14 protein-coding genes are annotated in these 17,032 nt (G+C 46.5%); 11 read left to right on the top strand and 3 right to left on the bottom strand.

What is annotated here, in order from left to right; genetic code table 11:
• The first annotated feature begins 35 nt into the window (after positions 1–35).
• The 10 genes from BC349_RS05270 to BC349_RS05225 all read left to right on the top strand — a co-directional run bounded on the left by BC349_RS05270 (position 36) and on the right by BC349_RS05225 (position 12,541).
• A complete protein-coding gene (locus tag BC349_RS05270) occupies positions 36–1,328 on the top strand; it encodes a hypothetical protein (protein ID WP_187255670.1) in 1,293 nt (430 codons plus the stop codon).
• Positions 1,329–1,403: 75 nt separating this feature from the next.
• On the top strand, positions 1,404–3,158 hold the full coding sequence (locus BC349_RS05265) for a CHASE3 domain-containing protein (RefSeq protein WP_187255669.1): 1,755 nt from the start codon (positions 1,404–1,406) through the stop codon (positions 3,156–3,158).
• Between the two features lie 120 nt (positions 3,159–3,278).
• Positions 3,279–4,709, top strand: a complete 1,431-nt coding sequence (locus BC349_RS05260) for a S41 family peptidase (protein WP_187255668.1) — start codon at positions 3,279–3,281, stop codon at positions 4,707–4,709.
• A gap of 20 nt (positions 4,710–4,729) precedes the next feature.
• Positions 4,730–5,794, top strand: a complete 1,065-nt coding sequence (locus BC349_RS05255; protein WP_187255667.1) for a sensor histidine kinase — start codon at positions 4,730–4,732, stop codon at positions 5,792–5,794.
• Positions 5,769–6,539 (top strand): LytR/AlgR family response regulator transcription factor, encoded by a 771-nt coding sequence (locus BC349_RS05250; RefSeq protein ID WP_187255666.1) that lies wholly within the window; start codon positions 5,769–5,771, stop codon positions 6,537–6,539. The genes BC349_RS05255 and BC349_RS05250 overlap by 26 nt, the downstream gene beginning before the upstream one ends.
• A gap of 47 nt (positions 6,540–6,586) precedes the next feature.
• Positions 6,587–7,981 carry an ethanolamine permease gene (gene eat, locus BC349_RS05245; RefSeq protein WP_187255665.1) on the top strand — a complete coding sequence of 465 codons (1,395 nt, stop codon included), beginning with the start codon at positions 6,587–6,589 and terminating at the stop codon, positions 7,979–7,981.
• Positions 7,920–9,290 (top strand): glutamine synthetase family protein, encoded by a 1,371-nt coding sequence (locus BC349_RS05240; RefSeq protein WP_187255664.1) that lies wholly within the window; start codon positions 7,920–7,922, stop codon positions 9,288–9,290. Before eat ends, BC349_RS05240 begins: the two co-directional genes overlap by 62 nt.
• 10 nt (positions 9,291–9,300) lie before the next feature.
• On the top strand, positions 9,301–10,452 hold the full coding sequence (locus BC349_RS05235) for an iron-containing alcohol dehydrogenase (RefSeq protein ID WP_187255663.1): 1,152 nt from the start codon (positions 9,301–9,303) through the stop codon (positions 10,450–10,452).
• Positions 10,453–10,460: 8 nt separating this feature from the next.
• Positions 10,461–11,165, top strand: a complete 705-nt coding sequence (locus BC349_RS05230; protein WP_187255662.1) for a gamma-glutamyl-gamma-aminobutyrate hydrolase family protein — start codon at positions 10,461–10,463, stop codon at positions 11,163–11,165.
• A gap of 2 nt (positions 11,166–11,167) precedes the next feature.
• Positions 11,168–12,541: an aldehyde dehydrogenase family protein gene (locus tag BC349_RS05225; RefSeq protein WP_222840078.1), complete on the top strand. Its 1,374-nt coding sequence runs from the start codon at positions 11,168–11,170 to the stop codon at positions 12,539–12,541.
• Positions 12,542–13,170: 629 nt separating this feature from the next.
• On the opposite strand, the gene BC349_RS05220 is transcribed toward BC349_RS05225, so the two are convergent.
• The 3 genes from BC349_RS05220 to BC349_RS05210 form a co-directional block, all read right to left on the bottom strand.
• Positions 13,171–13,455, bottom strand: coding sequence for an RNA recognition motif domain-containing protein (locus BC349_RS05220; protein ID WP_187255660.1), 285 nt, complete (start codon positions 13,453–13,455; stop codon positions 13,171–13,173).
• A 147-nt stretch (positions 13,456–13,602) separates the two neighbouring features.
• Complete coding sequence (locus BC349_RS05215; protein ID WP_187255659.1) at positions 13,603–14,703, bottom strand: family 20 glycosylhydrolase; 1,101 nt, start codon at positions 14,701–14,703, stop codon at positions 13,603–13,605.
• A 14-nt stretch (positions 14,704–14,717) separates the two neighbouring features.
• Positions 14,718–16,226 (bottom strand): S10 family peptidase, encoded by a 1,509-nt coding sequence (locus tag BC349_RS05210; RefSeq protein WP_187255658.1) that lies wholly within the window; start codon positions 16,224–16,226, stop codon positions 14,718–14,720.
• A gap of 383 nt (positions 16,227–16,609) precedes the next feature.
• Between BC349_RS05210 and BC349_RS05205 the strand changes: the two genes are divergently transcribed.
• Positions 16,610–17,029: a hypothetical protein gene (locus BC349_RS05205; protein WP_187255657.1), complete on the top strand. Its 420-nt coding sequence runs from the start codon at positions 16,610–16,612 to the stop codon at positions 17,027–17,029.
• The last annotated feature ends 3 nt before the right edge of the window (positions 17,030–17,032 follow it).

Here is a 17,032-nt window from a genome sequence, read left to right as displayed (position 1 = left end):
ATGTCAGATACCAATTAAACCATTAAACATTATCTATGATCCGGAAATTATTTTCGATCACTTTTCTGCTGGCTGCCGTACTGGTATCCTGTTCTAAAAGTGATTCTCCCAAAGTTTATCCCGATGGCAATGGCCAGGCCGCTAATCCCGTCAAACGGCCACATGGAAATCCTGTTGGAACTGCAGTTGTAAAAACGATTGGACCTGCCGGCGGTTCTATTCAGTCCGCAGACGGAGCGATCGGTGTTCAGGTTCCGGCAGGTGCCCTGAACGCGGCTGTCAGTTTTAGCATCCAGCAGGTGGAAAATACGCTGGAAGGCAGCAAGGGCAAGGCTTTTCGGTTGCTGCCTGAAGGCGCTGAATTCCTGAAGCCGGTAACCATTACCTATGCTTATGGCGAGCAGGAAATGAAGGGAACCATCCCCGATGCATTGTACCTCGCTTACCAGAACCAGGACGGGTATCATTATCTGGCATCCCAGACCGAACTCGATGAGCAGACAAACAAACTCACTGTTCAGACCACGCATTTCAGTGACTGGACCGTGGCAGAACTGATGATGGTGGTGGCCGATACAAACCAGGTGAAACCGGGTGGCGCGGCCAACCTTCGTCTCAAATGGCAATTGGGATCCCTGCTTGCGCCGCTGACGCAGGACCAGCCAATTGGTGACCTGGTGGATTACGATGGCTATGTGTCAAAAGTATCCTGGACACTATCCTCCGGCAAGGGCCATATCCAGCCCGATGGTATCGGTTGTGTCTATAAAGCACCAGGTCAGGTACCTGCTGAAAATCCTGCGGTGGTAAGTGTTTCCGTACCGTTTACACAATACAACAATAAGCGGAAAAGCCTGGCCATCCTGCTTACCTCCATCTATACCGTGCCGGATGAATATTTTATTCTTAGGGAAGATGGCATGACAACCATCAACAATCCCTTCGCAGATGGTGAAAGCTCACTTAGAATGGAGGTGGACAGCTTTTTTTATGTTACTACCAGTTTCCAGAGTGGAAGCGATATCCTGATCACCATTCCGGGCGGTGTGGCTGGTGGTGGATCCTACCCCTATGGAACAGGAGATAAACTGGCTTATGTGGATTTTTCCAACATTAATTCCGTGGATGACACTTACATTTCAGAAAAGCAGAACTGCGAAACCTGCGATATTGTTTATTCCGGCGGACATGTGAAGATCACCAAGTTTGCCGCTGAAATAGGTGACTACATGGAAGGTGAATTCACCGCAGAAGTCTGGCTCCTGGGCCACTACAGTCCACCCAAAAAGAATCTGTCAGGAAAATTCAGGGTAAAGAGAACTGTCTGACGCTGATAGCCTCCATGCCGGCAGGACTTGCATAAACCAATACTTAATTGTATTTTTTGGCAAATCCTTCCCGGCATGTTGAGGCATATTTCCCAGACGATGGGATGGCACCTGTTGGTGCAGCAATATGAAAAGCTACTTAGCTCCCGCATTAAGCCGGTGATCAGGTCTGTAATGCACAAACTGGAAGAACGCCAGGTACTTCAGAGATTATACAATTCAGGACTAAAATGGGAACACCGGCTGCTGATGGGTTCGCTGGTCATCATTTTTGGTATTGTATTACTCGCAGCCAAAATCTACCAGAACAACCTCATCAACCAGGCCACCCATGATCGGATTGAACTGTCACGGAAGGTCCTGTTTGAAACCGAACAGGTTTCCGCGGCTGTTAAAGACCTGGAACTGGGGGTGAGGGGCTATGTCATTACCGGAAATATTTCTTTCCTGGGACCATTTTATTCTACCCGGCAAACGATTTTTTCCAGGATCAACAGCCTGAAATTAATTTCTTCGGATAACACTGCCCAGCAGGCCAGGTTCGAAGCGCTGGTAAAGCACTTGAAACAGAACCTGGTTTACCTGGAAACGGCCATCAGCCTTACAGGCACCAGCAGGGCGGCAGCTCAAAAATATATCCTTGAAAAAACCGACTTCAGCAGGATCAAAACAATGGAAACTCTTATAGCTGATCTGAAGGCTGAAGAATACAGGAACCTGGCGAGGAGAAAGGAAAACAACGTATCAAGCAATGAAATTTATACCCGGTTAAACCTGATACTTGCAGCCACCCTGATCGGATTGATATTTATTGCCTACTATTTACTCTGGAGGAATATGAGGGCGGCGGCCAGGGCAAAAGACCGGCTTGAATCCAATAAACAATTGTTACAGTCTATTATCGACAATACTTCTTCCGCTATATATGTGAAGGATATATTCGGGCGCCTGACCATGATGAACAAGCAGTTCGCAAGGATTTACGGAAATCAGGGCGATGGTATGGACAGTTCCGCAGATGATCAAATACTGGAATCCGGTAAACTGCAGGAATCACAGGAGAATTTTCAGGTAGATGGCCGGTTGCACCATTTCTATTCCATCAGGTTTCCCCTGGTAAACCGTAACGGTGAGATATATGCGCTGGCTGGCATCTCAACAGATATCACCGGAATTATTTTACAGCAGCAGATAAGCAGGCAAAAGGAGATTATTGAGACCACCATTGAGGCAAGGCAAAGGGAAAGAAAGGAGATTGGCATGGAACTCCATGATAATATCAGCCAGTTGCTGGCATCTGCAAAAATGATGCTCGATACGGCGAGGTATAATGAAGCCAATAAAGAGGCACTGCTGGAGAAAGCCAGGAATGATGTCTATTCAGCGATCAGCGAAACGAGGAAATTATCACATGCACTGGTGCAGCCTGAACTGGAAGGTGAATCTCTTTCAGCAGCAATTTCAGGTCTTGCAGGTGGATTGCGTCTTTCCGGAAAGATGAAGGTAAAACTGAAAATTTCATCTAAAAAACAACTGGATGCCCTGGATGCAAAACAAAAACTGTGTATCTATCGGACGATCCAGGAACAGACCAGTAATATCATCAGGTATTCCAAAGCCGGCAATGTTCAGATCGACCTGCTTCTGGTCGCGGATAAGGTCCGTTTGACCATCAGTGACGATGGGGTGGGTTTTGATCATGATCGCAGGAATGACGGCATCGGTTTCAAAAATATTGCCAGCCGCCTGGAAACCCTTGGCGGATTCATGCAGGTACGCACTTCGCCCGGCAGGGGGTGCCAGCTAGCCGTTGAATTTCCGGTTGCCTGATACCCCGCGGTTTTTCATCCTTCATAAAAGCAGTTTTATCGTTCATTTTATACGGCCTGGTTGAAAAAACCTTGACACACTGCCCCGCAGGCTGCAATTTCGGGTCCTTAATTCCCAAAGATGAAATCGTTTAAAAACCTTGTCTGCCTGCTGGTATTGCAGTTGATTTTCGCCTCTGGCTTTTCTCAGGGCTCACCTGTTTTCAGTGCCACGCGCCTGAAACAGGATTATGAAATATTCGTACGTGCACTAAAGGAAGCACATCCCGGTCTGTACCGCTATACACCCAGGGAGCAAATGGACTCCCTGTTTGATCGGGCAGGCAGGTCGATTAATCAGGATATGGACGAGCAGTCTTTTTACCGTCTCCTGTACCCCCTGGTAACTGCCATTCATTGCGGGCATACCAAATTGCACAGGGATGGCAGGCCGGATGACCGCTATGCTTTCCTGAATGAGGGGCTGTTCCCGCTTAAGCTATACCTCTCTGATACAAAAGCGTATATGGCAGATAGTTATCTTCCTGAAAGCAGTATTCCGCAGGGTGCTGAAATTCTCAGTATCAACGGTGTGAAGATCTCCGTGGTGATTGAAACGCTTAAGAAATACATTACGGCTGATGCCTTCGGTATGTCTGCCCAGGAAGAAGAACTTAATCATTACTTCAATGGGTACTATGGAAATTTTATTGGCACTTCATCGACTTATAAAGTTTCGTTTATGCATAATGGCAGGAGAAAAACGGTATCCATGCCGTCGGTTACGCGTGAGACGATATTAGCCCGGGAGGAAAAAAACAAGCGCCCTGCTACAGAACCATTCCGGCTTGTTTTCCCCACCGCGGAAACAGCCATGCTCACCATTGAAAGGTTTTATGCAGACAAACAGGAACCTGGTTTCCATCGATTCATCGACAGCTGTTTCAGCCTGCTGAAAACAAAAGGTATTAAAAACCTGGTACTTGATCTTCGCAATAATGAAGGAGGAATAGAAGAGTGGGGAGGTTATTTGTATTCCTACCTTACCAATAAAGAGTTCCGATACTATGACAGGATCAGGGTTGCCAGGAAAGACAGTTTCAGTTTCCGGCAGTACGCCTGGCTGCCACCCCAGTACGATGCCGCAAGGGCATTGATTGTTGAAAAGGACGGCGAATACCTCTGGCCCATGCAGGAGTACCTGCAGGTAAAATCTTCCCAGCCCAATGCCTTCACCGGCAACACCTATATCCTTACCAATGGTTTCAGTTTTTCAGTAACTTCCGAATTCGCTTCTGTGATGCGTCATCAGGGGAAAGCTGTATTTATTGGTGAAGAAACCGGCGGTGCCGACCTGGTAAACAACAGTGGTGTGTTTGCCATTGTAACCCTGCCCAATAGCCGGCTTACGGTGGGAATACCGCTGTTTTCCTTCTATATGAATGCTCCGGGAGCAGTTGCCGGACGCGGCATTATACCTGATCATACAGTTAAACGATCCATCCGGGATATAGTGGAAAAAAGGGATACTGTATTGGACTATACGCTGAAGCTGATAGAATCAAATAAATAATATCATTGCAACCTTCCACTATGCAGGCCCCTGTAAGATTAAAGGATACATGGTTTCGGATTTTGGGAATCCCCTTCATTGCATTGATGTCGCATGTCATATTCTTCAATGAACAACATGGCCAGGATGAGAAATTCAGTTTCTGGCAGGTCTTCCTGATATCGCTGGCGGAGGGTGTGGTGCTATGGGAAACCAACCGGCTTGTACTCCTGTATTTTCATAGACGCTATCCTGCCCTGTACCAGTCAAGGCAGAGATTACTGGGCATTTTTGCCGGGTGTATGGCAGTTACCATCGTCGTGCGTTATCTCAATATCTGGATCTACGACAAGACTCTTTTCTGGGGCTATATTTTTCCACCGGAAGGATACTGGTATAATATCCTGATTGCCTTATTGTACGTGGTTATTGTGGCAGGCCTGTACGAAGGGATATTTTATTTTTACCAGTGGAAGAGCAGTTTCGCCGAAACGGAGGCATTAAAAAGGGAAAACCTACAGACCCAACTCGATTCTCTCAAAGCCCAGGTGAATCCGCATTTTCTTTTTAATAACCTTAGCTCCCTTTCCTCCCTTGTGATGGAAGACCAGAAAAAAGCTGTTGAATTTATTGGAGAACTGGCTTCTGTTTACAGGTATGTGCTACAATCCAATGATTCCAATCTGACCACGGTTTCAGCAGAACTTGAATTTATTCATCATTATTTTCATTTGCTGAAAACAAGGTTTGATGAAGGATTACAGTTGAACATCAACATTGGCAGTGATTACCTGGGCTATGGCCTGCCGCCGCTTACCCTTCAGTTGCTCGTGGAAAATGCTGTGAAGCATAATGTGATTTTACCTGAATCGCCACTGATCATAAAAATTTATACGGATGAAGCCGATAACCTTGTTGTGATCAATAACCTGCAAAAGAAATCTGCGGCCATTGAAACCGGAAAACTGGGACTCAGTAATATCATTGCGAAGTACCGGTTGATGGGGCACAGGGATGTAATGATCAAGCAGACGGAAGATGTTTTCCAGGTATTGGTACCATTAATAAAAATGGATTCAAATGAAACTACTGATAGTAGAAGATGAGAAATTGCTAGCCGGCCAGCTAACAAATATGGTTATGCGAATTGATCCGGCAGCGGAAGTTGTTGCGCGTACCAACAGTATCCGGTCAACTGTTCAATGGCTGCGTTCGAATGCAATGCCCGACCTTATCCTCATGGATATTGAACTGGCGGATGGCCAGTGCTTTGAAATTTTCAACCAGGTGCCCGTCAGCACCCCGGTAATCTTTACCACTGCATACGATGAATATACCCTTAAGGCATTCAAGGTAAACAGCATTGATTACCTGCTGAAACCAGTGAAGGAAGATGAACTGAACGCTGCCATCAATAAATTCAAAACCCTGCATTACACTTCCGCAGTACCGGATACTTCCGGCCAGATTAATTTACTGCTAAGCCAGCTTGGTAAAAATCAATCCGCGGGTTTCAGGGAACGTTTCCTGATCAGGCAGGGGCAAAAAATGATTTCCGTCAATACAGACCAGGTTGCCTTTTTCCTGGCGAGCAATAAACTGAATTTTATCATCACGAAGGAGAAACAGAAGTTCATGATCGATCATACGCTGGAAGAAGTGGAGCATATGGTTGATCCAAAAAAATTTTTCCGGGCCAACCGGCAGCTGATCCTTTCGCAGGATGTGGTAAAGGCCATTTACCCATGGTTCAAAGGGAAATTGAAAGTGGATGTCTCCGTCCCGGCAGAAGAGGATGTACTCATAAGCCGTGAAAAAGCCACGGCATTTAAGGAATGGATGGGAGGATAAATTTCGGAACAGATGGTTTTTATTTTTTAAATTGAAAACTATCTTTTATGCAGCAAACACCTTCAACCACCACCGGCAATCCGCATTTATCGAGAACTTTGGGGCCCTTTATGTTATGGGGCCTGGGCGTTGGGTATGTGATCTCCGGCATGTATTTCGGCTGGAACCTCGGACTTCCCGAGGGTGGTACGCTGGGACTTGCCATTGCCACTTTTTTCATCATCATCCTGTATACGACATTTACCTTCTCCTATACGGAACTGGCCTGTGCCATACCCCGTGCAGGCGGTGTGTTTGATTATGCCAACCGTGCGCTGGGAAGGAACAGCGGATTCATAGCCGGCATGGCACAGATCATTGAATTTGTGTTTGCGCCCCCGGCTATAGCAGCTGCGATCGGTGCGTATTTTCATATTTTCCTTCCGCAGGTTCCTGTGGTGGCTATTTCTATCTCAGCGTACATCTTATTTACTGCCCTTAACATTGCCGGTGTGAAGGCAGCTGCTATTTTTGAACTGGTGATCACCATCCTGGCGGTATTTGAGTTGCTCCTATTCGCAGGTATCACCTTGCCGCATTTCAAAGCTGAAAACCTGGCTATCAATGCATACCCCAACGGATACTCTGGTGTTTGGGCCTGCATTCCTTTCGCCATCTGGTTCTTCCTGGGGCTTGAAGGGGTTGCCAATGTGGCTGAAGAAACCATTAAACCTCAGCGGACCATCCTGATGGGATTCGGGTCTGCACTGGCAACACTCATTATTTTGTGCGTGTTGGTATTTGTTTCTGCAATAGGGGTCGGAGGCTGGGAAGCCATCGTTTATGCATCACCGGGAGCAGCTCCTTCTGATTCCCCGCTTCCGCTCGCAATGGCACAGATCACCGGTAATTCCGGCTGGGTTTATCACCTGCTAATCACCATCGGGTTAATGGGGCTGGTTGCTTCCTTTCATGGAATCATACTGGCTGCCGGCCGGGCCACATTTGAATTCGGACGCGTGGGCTATGTTTCGGCCGCGCTCGGTAAAGTGCATCCGAGGTTTAAAACACCGGCCAATGCGCTGATCGCTAATATGGTGGTGGGTATCCTCGCCCTGCTTTCTGGAAAAACCGCGGAAATTATCACCCTCGCCTGTTTCGGGGCTGTCAGCCTTTATATTATTTCAATGATCACGATGCTTGTGCTCAGGAAAAAGGAACCGGAACTGACTCGTCCGTTTAAAGTGCCGTTCTATCCCCTGTCTCCCCTGGTAGCGCTAAGCATTGCGCTGGTATCTATGATCGCAATGATAACATTGAACCCGGGTCTGTCACTCATTTATTTTGGTATATTGGCGCTAGCCTTTCTATGGTTTCATTTTATTGTAAAAAGCAAACTTGATGGTCAACAGAGAATCAATTCCGGAAATACTCAGCCTGCTGGAAGAACAACAGAAGGATAAGGTAAAACTTGCCATTACCGATATGGATGGTGTCCTTCGGGGAAAAATCATCAGTCTCGACAAATTCAGATCAGTTGCCGGCAACGGATTCGGATTCTGCAATGTGGTATTTGGCTGGGACGCGGGCGACCAGGCTTACGATAATGTTTCCTATACTGGCTGGCATAGCGGGTATCCAGATGCCAATGCCAGTGTTGACCTGGCCACCTTCCGCCAGATACCCTGGGAAGATGATTGTCCGTTGTTCCTGGCCGACTTCCAGGGGCATGATGGTAATCCGCTCTCCATTTGTCCCAGGAGCCTGCTGAAGAAAATTGAATCAGAGGCAGTCCAGGCCGGATTTTATGCTTCCTTTTCCCAGGAATTTGAGTGGTTCAATTATATCAACAATGTAAAGGAACTATATGAAACAAAGTTCCGTACAACGCAGCCGATAACCCCCGGCATGTTCGGCTATTCGGTATTGAGGGCCTCGCAGAACAGTGATTTTTTTCATGACATTTTCAACAGCATGAAAAAATTCGGTGTGCCCCTGGAAGGTCTCCATACCGAAACCGGACCGGGAGTATACGAAGCTGCCATCCATTATTCCCATATCATCGAAGCAGCCGACAGGGCTGTATTGTTTAAGGCGGGCGTGAAGGAGATCGCTCACCGGCATGGCTTTATGGCTACTTTTATGGCCAAGGTGAATGAACAGTTGCCGGGTTGCAGCGGACATGTTCACCAGAGTTTATGGGCAGCTGATAAATCCGTGAATCTTTTCTATGATGCAGCGGCCGAATACACCATGAGCGACCTGATGAAAAGTTATATCGCTGGCCAGTTGCATTGCCTGCCTTATATCCTCCCAATGTTTGCACCAACTGTTAACAGTTACAAAAGGCTGGTGGAAGGCGCCTGGGCACCTACTACCATCACCTGGGCGGTGGATAACCGAACAACTGCCCTGCGGGCCCTTCCGGGAAGTGCCACTTCAACAAGGTTGGAGACAAGGGTGGTGGGATCTGATTCAAACCCTTACCTGGCGATGGCTGCCTGCCTGGCCGCCGGTTTGTATGGTATCAGGAACAAGATGCAACTGTCCATTCCGCAAACCAAAGGCAGTGGGTATGCCGATACCTCAAACGGCGTACTGCCAAAGAACCTCTGGGAAGCCACCCAGGCAATGAAACATTCACCCCTGGCAAAGGAGTTATTCGGAAAGGAATTTGTAGAGCATTTTTCGGCTACCCGTGAGTGGGAGTGGAGACAATTTTCAAAAGTGGTGACCGACTGGGAATTACAACGTTATTTTGAGATCATCTAATCAACTATTTATGACCGACTTCAATATTATCCGTCAATACAATTTTCCAACTACCATTCGTTTTGGTGCGAATGTGATCGGTGAATTGCCGGGCCACCTTGCGGCAAACGGACTGAAACGCCCGCTCATTGTTACCGATCCGGTGGTTAAACAGCTTGGTTTTTTTGCTGCCATCCTGAAAAATCTGGATGCAGCCAATATTTCGGCAGAGGTGTTTGCTGAGATTCACAAGAACCCGGTAAAGTCAGATGTGCTCTCCGGAGGTGACCTGTATAAGGGAACGGACCGGGATTGTATTATCGGTATTGGCGGCGGCGCTGCCATGGACGTGGCCAGGGCCGTGGCTTTAAGGATTAACCATCACCGGGATCTGTTTGATTACGATGACCTGATCGGCGGCGACCAATACGTTACCGAAGATGTTCCCTATTTTATCACGGTACCAACCACCAGCGGAACCGGCAGTGAAGTTGGTCGAAGCGCCATCATTTCGGAAGATGACACACACCGGAAAAGAATTCTCTTTTCACCAAAACTGCTGGCAAAAATAGTATTTGCCGATCCGATGCTGACCATGGACCTGCCCCCGTTTGTAACTGCAGCAACAGGTATGGATGCACTTACCCATAATATGGAAGCGTTTATTGCCAAAGGGTTTCATCCGCTTGCCGAGGGAATTGCACTGGAGGGGATGAGACTCATCAATGAGTCCATTGAAACTGCCGTACATAAACCCGACCTGGAATCACGCAGTAAAATGATGATCGCCTCCCTGATGGGGGCTGTTGCTTTCCAGAAGGGGCTGGGGGTGGTGCATTCCCTGGCGCATCCCCTGTCATCCCTGCTCGATACGCACCATGGACTGGCCAATGCAGTTAACCTGCCTTATGGAATGCAGTTCAATTTGGGGGGATTCGAAGGTGCTTTCCGCCGGATGGCAAAGACGATGGAGTTGAAAGTTGAAACCGGTGAGGGATTGATTGAACATTTGTTTGCACTGAATAAATCGCTCGGCTTGCCAACCAGGCTGAGTGCCATCGGAGTTACGGAGAATGAGATTGAAACGCTCTCTGACCTCGCACTGGCAGATTTTTGTCATCCGAATAACCCTAAACCGGTAACCCGCGAAGACTTTAAAAAACTATACCTGCAGGCTTTATAACCAGCGCAATGAAAAAGAGGATCGGCATCAGTTACACCAGGACAAATTTTCAATATTACTGGGATTGGTTTACCCCGGATGATTTGCGGGATGACCTGGAACTGGTATTGTTGTCATTTGAAAAAAATAACCAGGTTGACATAGCAACCTGCGACGGCTTTGTACTTACCGGCGGCGTTGATATAGATCCTGCTGTTTACGGTGGAGAAACCGGATATGAGAACCAGCCTGAAACCTTTGAACCGGAAAGGGATCGTTTTGAGGCACTTATTTATCAATATTCACAGGAGCATCGCCTGCCCTTATTAGGTATTTGCCGCGGTTTACAACTGGTCAATGTGCTGGAAGGAGGAAAGCTGATTCAGGACCAGGGTGAAGCGAACCAGCAACACATGAAGATCGGTGATATTGATAACCTGCATCATGTGCAGGTGGAAAGGGACAGTCTCCTGTTTGAAATTGCAGGTATACCTGCCCGTGAAGTGAACAGCGCTCATCACCAGGTGATTGATGAAAATAAACTGGGGCGAAATCTTCGTGTCAATGCAAGATCCGGCGCCGGTGATAATACCATTGAAGGCATAGAGTTTGCCAATAAATCAGGCAGGGCTTTTATGCTTTGTGTGCAATGGCATCCTGAAAGAATGCCCGACCAGGAAAATGAACTGGCAAAAAATATTAAAAACAGATTTCTCGCTGAAATAAGAAAATGATCATGGAAACACTTAAGATTATTAACCCGGCAACAGAAGAGGTGATCCGGGAACTGGCGGCTGATTCGGTAGAATCGATCGGATATAAATTTGAACAGCTTAAGCATGGCCAGAAGGTTTGGGCTCAGGTACCCCTGGTGGATCGGATCGGCTGTATCGGCAGGTTCTATGATCTGTTGGATGAAAATAAGGATGAACTGGCGCGCACCCTTACCCTGGAAATGGGGAAGCCCCTGCAGCAATCCTATAATGAATTAAATGGCGCCCGGTCCCGTATTCGATTCTTCCTGGATCATTCAGAAAAATGGTTGTCAGAGGAGTGGATTACCAGCGTTGGGGGAACCAGGGAAAAGATTACGTATGAGCCGCTGGGCGTTATTGCCAATATTTCCGCATGGAACTATCCATACCTGGTGGGTGTCAATGTATTCATCCCCGGTCTCATCGGAGGCAATGCCGTACTGTACAAACCATCTGAATTTTCCACCCTTACCGGATTGCATATCCAGTCTCTTTTGTACCGGTCTGGTATACCCGAAAATTGTTTCCAGCTGATCATTGGCGGTGGTGCTGCCGGCAGCCTGTTGCTTGATCTGCCGATAGATGGTTGCTTTTTTACCGGCAGCTACAGAACGGGTATGGCTATTGCAAACAGGATGGCATCCAAACTTGTTCCCTGCCAGTTGGAACTGGGCGGCAAGGACCCACTTTATGTAATGGATGATGTGACTGACATTGACCAGGTGGCGGCGGCTGCCCTTGAAGGGGTGGTATATAATAATGGCCAGAGCTGTTGTGCCGTTGAAAGGATATATGTTCAGGAAGGGGTGTATGACCGCTTCCTGGAAAGCTTTACCGCCCAGGCAAAAAAACTCGTGATGGGCGATCCCCTTGATCCGGCATCTGAGCTCGGACCGCTCAGCAGGAAGCAGCAGGTGGAATTTTTGCAGGACCAGATCAATGATGCGGTGTCTAAAGGGGCAGTGCTGACAACAGGAGCCGGAAAGATTCCCGAAAAAGGATATTTCCTGGCGCCGGCGATCCTGTCAGGTACGGATCATTCGATGAAAGTAATGAAAGACGAATCCTTTGGACCTGTAATCGGGATTCAAAAAGTTAAGGATGATGCCGAAGCGGTAAAATTGATGCAGGATACTGAATACGGACTTACTGCCGCGGTATATTCTTCCAGTTTTGAAAGGGCGGAAGCTGTCATGAGGCAAATGAATACCGGAACTGTTTATTGGAACTGTTGTGACCGGGTTAGTGCGGGACTTCCCTGGTCGGGGCGTAAACATTCGGGACTCGGTTCCACGCTGTCCTATACCGGCATAAGGGCCTTTGTTCAACCAAAGGCCTGGCATATAAGGGGATAATATCGTAAAAAAGGCTATATTTGCGGCCTACACAAAGCAAAATAATTTGACAAACATTCAGATCGAACACTTTCTCGAGCGTAACAATGTTACTTCAAAGCCTGTACAGATCAGATTCAAGAATCGGAAAACACTGGTTGGATTGTTTATACAATCAAGGGATTTCAATGACCTGAAGTCTAAAAACTTCTGGCGTATTGTAAGTGAAACACGTTTTACCGACTTTAACAAATCCGGTGATATACAGCTCGGCCGTATATTTAATGGAATGGAAATTACCGGGTTGAGCGTGGTTTAAAAGAAGAAATTATCCCGCCTGGGTCTTTTGGATAAATTCCCGTAGTAAATTGTTAATGATGGATGAAAAACTCCTGTTTAACTGTTCTGACTGGAATAATGACTTGTATTGCGCTAACAGGGCCAGGGCTGTTTCCTCGAGATGGTGCCTTAGCAGGTAAGTGATTTGCCCTGGTAGTGGCTGAATTAAAATCTCCCAGGTACTTTCAGTAAATGGTACCTGCTGTGTTGTCGAAACCGACTTCTACACTTTAAATATCCCTTTTCATTAAAGTAGGTTCCATGCTGGAAATATTTCCGGAAGTATTCAAAATACTTCCGGAAATAAAATATTAACGGCGGGAACCGTAAAAAGAATTTCCTGTGGGTCTGTCTTCTCTTGGTTTTGCTTCGTTTACCTTGATGGACCTGCCTTCCATACTAACACCATTCAATTCGCGAATAGCATTTTCTGCGGAAGCCTGGTCAGGCATATCAACAAATCCAAAACCGCGGCTGCGATTTGTGACCTTATCCATAATGATGTTTACAGTGGTTACTTCACCATACGGAGCAAAAAGTTTTTTCAGGTCTTCATTTTGAACACCAAAGCCAAGGTTTGAAATGTAAATATTCATTTCTTTAATTTTTTTAGATTGAAAATGATCTGAGAAAAAAGCAGGAGGTAAATGAATGCTAAAAAAAAGAAATGATTCGCTTACAAGATGCTGATAGGCTCAAATAGTTATCTTAATGAAGGTAGCTTTAATAACTGGGATTGGTTATTATTTCTCAAATATTGCCCGAAATGTATGCCACGGCGTATTGGTTTCAGGCGCCTTACCCGATTGAATGGGTGCTTTGCCGTAAAAACCGTTAAAAAATGAGGAAACCGGCGACCAGATGGTTTCCATTACACCAAGGTACCTTTCTTTCAGTACTGGTGTGGCTGTTAGTCGGAACTGGTACATGTCCTGAACCTGTGTTTTTGCCACGCCGGGTTTATTCCAGGAACAGGTGATTACAGGAAATCCTTTCATCGCAAAATACACCGCGGTTTTATCTGCCCGCTCATAATGCCAGTCGCAGATAACCACATCCTTCGGGATCATGTCAATGGCGCGATAGGTATTGTTAAAACTGCCTTCCCACATTCCGATACCGGTTGTTTTTCCATCAATCAGCCTGTCGCCCCAGATCCAGAGTTTTCTTCCCTTAAGGGCGAGATGGTTGCGGATTTTTGTAAGTTCTCCCGCGAATAGTTCCGCTTTGTCCAAACCACCGCAGCGCGGGCATTTGGCCTCACCTATATAAAACACTTCATCCATTCCTGCGTGAAAGGCGGTTGATTCAAATACATCACAAATTTCATCCACCAGTTCAAATACAATTTTATGGACATCGGGGTGCAGGGGGCAATAGCTTTTGCAATAAAGGCCATCTTTATTGGGCCACGCATATTTTTCAGGCATTTCCACCCAGGGGGTTTCATCGAATTGGGGATATACGGAAAGTAGTTTTCCTGTGCGGCTTGCCCAGGATTGGTGCCCCAGTAAATTGATCTGCGGTATGATGGAAATACCTGCACCATGTGCTGCGGCCACCAGTTGTTTGGCCTGCTGACGGGTCAGGAAAGCTGTGTCTGCCAGTTCGGGGTGACTGCTGTACTGGTAACTGTAATCTACCCTCAGAATCAGGGTGTTGATTTTTCGGGGCGCCAGTTCCTGTTGTATGAAAACAATAAATGAATCCAGGTTCCTTGCCGTAGGTGCAGCAATGCTGAAAGCACGGACAGGGAAACTGTCTGTTAACCTTTCCTGTGCAGTAGCCGGGGAAAGAAGGAATCCTGCCAACACAATAACAAGCGAAACGATATTTTTATTCATAAATGTGCGGTTGTTTATCTGGTCACTTCATATTTGGCGGCCTGGCCGGGCTTGGGTAATGATTTCAGGATAAACTGCCTGATATGTTCGTTACTGGCAGAGAGGTCTTCCTTTCGCAGGTACATCATGTGCCCGCTTCGATAACCTTCCCAACTCATGCGGTCTTTCATTCTCCCTCCGGGATCCATTTGCCACATATTGTACTTCGCATTGAAATAATCGCAGGCGCCGTCATAATAGCCTGATTGCACCAATACATGAAGGTAGGGGTTGGCCGCCATCGCTTTGCGAAGATCTTCAGCGGTTTGGTCATTGCTGCGGTCCCAGGGATGCACGGGTCCGAACATATTGTATTTGAAATCGGTTCTGTATTTCAGTTCTTCCCTGAGGTACATGTTTATGGGAGGGGTAAAGGAGTGAAGCCAGGAACTCAGCTCAGCATTGAAGTCTGGCTTTTCCCCGGCGTCCTTCCTGTCAATACCAAGGTATCGCGAATCCAGCCTGCCAACAGTAAACCCTTTGTCGCGCAACAGTTCCTTCCAGAAAAAATTGATGGGCACATCCAGGTTATGTTGCAGAATCACATTCTCGGATAATCCTGAGTAACGAGCCATTTTAGCCGCGATTGGCTTTTTTTCTGCATCAGAAAGCATGCTGCCTTTGTTTATAGCCGGTATCAATTCGTTCATGGTAAAACTCTCCACTTCCGGCAACATGGCCACGAGATCTTTCTGCTGCAATTCAGTTGGAAGCTTTTTATGATACCAGGCTGTTGCAGCATAATAGGGAAGCCTTAGTGCCGCATCAGTCGCCACTCCTCTTTCAATTCCCAGGTCGGTAGGTGAAACCAGCACTACACCGTTCAGGTACATCCACTGCGATTCCTGGAGTTCACGGGCCAGCCCCGATACCCTGGTAGTTCCATAACTCTCACCAATCAGGTATTTGGGGGATGCCCACCTGTTATTTCTGGATACAAAAGTATTGATCCATTCAGCCAGGTATTTGATATCGGCCATCACACCAAAAAATTTTGATTTGGGTGTATCCTTGTCCGTAATCCTTGAAAAACCGGTATTGACAGGATCTACGTACACTATATCTGCCACATCAAGAATCGAATGCGGATTTTCCTTATATCCATAGGGTTGAACCGGATAACCCTCATCATCTATTTTTAAAATTCGCGGTCCGGTATAAGCAAGATGCATCCACACCGATGCAGAGCCCGGGCCTCCGTTAAAAGATATAACCAGCGGTCTTGATGCCCTGTCTTTTACATCCGTTCTTTCGTAATAGGTAAAAAACAGTCCGGCTATTGTTTTGCCATTTTCATCCCAAACCGGTAATGTGCCAGCCATTGCCTTGTAGGGGATCTTTTGTCCCCGGATGGTAACATCATGAATGGTAGTAACAGTACTGTCTGCCTTGAATACCTGGTCCGTTCCCGCAGTTTTCTGTTGGGCTGAAACCTGTACCAGAATACCGGCCATAACAAGAATGGTGCAAATGATTTTTTTCATGACTGTATTATTCCTATGAATATATGGTTAATTTTTTTTCTTTTTCCTTTTCACTTCGATAAATAATGGAATGTTCCGGCCGGTTTTTATCGATAGTTCAGGGCTTGGAAATCATTGGCTTTGATTTCTGAAATCCTTTGTGGGTAAGGATTTTGTGATTTCTTTAGCAGGTTTGCAATAAAAAGATCAGGCAAAATTTGTGTTGCATGGCCGTTTACGTCTTTATACTTTTGTTCTATCAACGATCGTTCCTGCACGGTTGCCCGCCTGAAATAAGATTCCCCGATTGCTCCATAGTGAATTTGCCGGTTGCTCCATTCCTGATTGTACGATTGCCCCACAAAGAAGTTAAATCAAAATTGTAACCTTAAAAAATGTATGTTATGAAAAATGTAAACACAAATCTGAAGTCTGTACTTTCAACTGTAATGGTAATCCTGGCCCTTTTCCTGGTGGCGGCACCTGCAATGGCTAACAATGACAAGAAAACTGAAGATAAGAAATCACTGATAGAAGTGAAATATATCGGAAGCAATCACCAGTCTCCCATTGTCGAAATCAATCTCGAGAATGAGAGCGGTGAAGAAATGATCGTTAGCATTAAGGATGTTGACGGTAACGTACTGTACAAAGAGTCTTTTTTTGATAAAAAGATTTCCAGGAAAGTACAGTTTGACAATTTCAGCCTTGATCCGATCCAGATCAAACTGACTGCATCTACAAAGGGGAAAAACTATTCTGAAAGTTTTCAGATCAACAGGAACCGCGTTGTTGTTGAAGAGGTTAAGATCGCAAAACTGTAAGCT

The sequence above is a fragment of the Flavihumibacter stibioxidans genome, assembly GCF_014332695.1.
GTDB lineage: Bacteria > Bacteroidota > Bacteroidia > Chitinophagales > Chitinophagaceae > Flavihumibacter > Flavihumibacter stibioxidans.
Note: the sequence above shows the minus strand (reverse complement) of the source record. Positions and strands in the feature narration are given on the sequence as shown.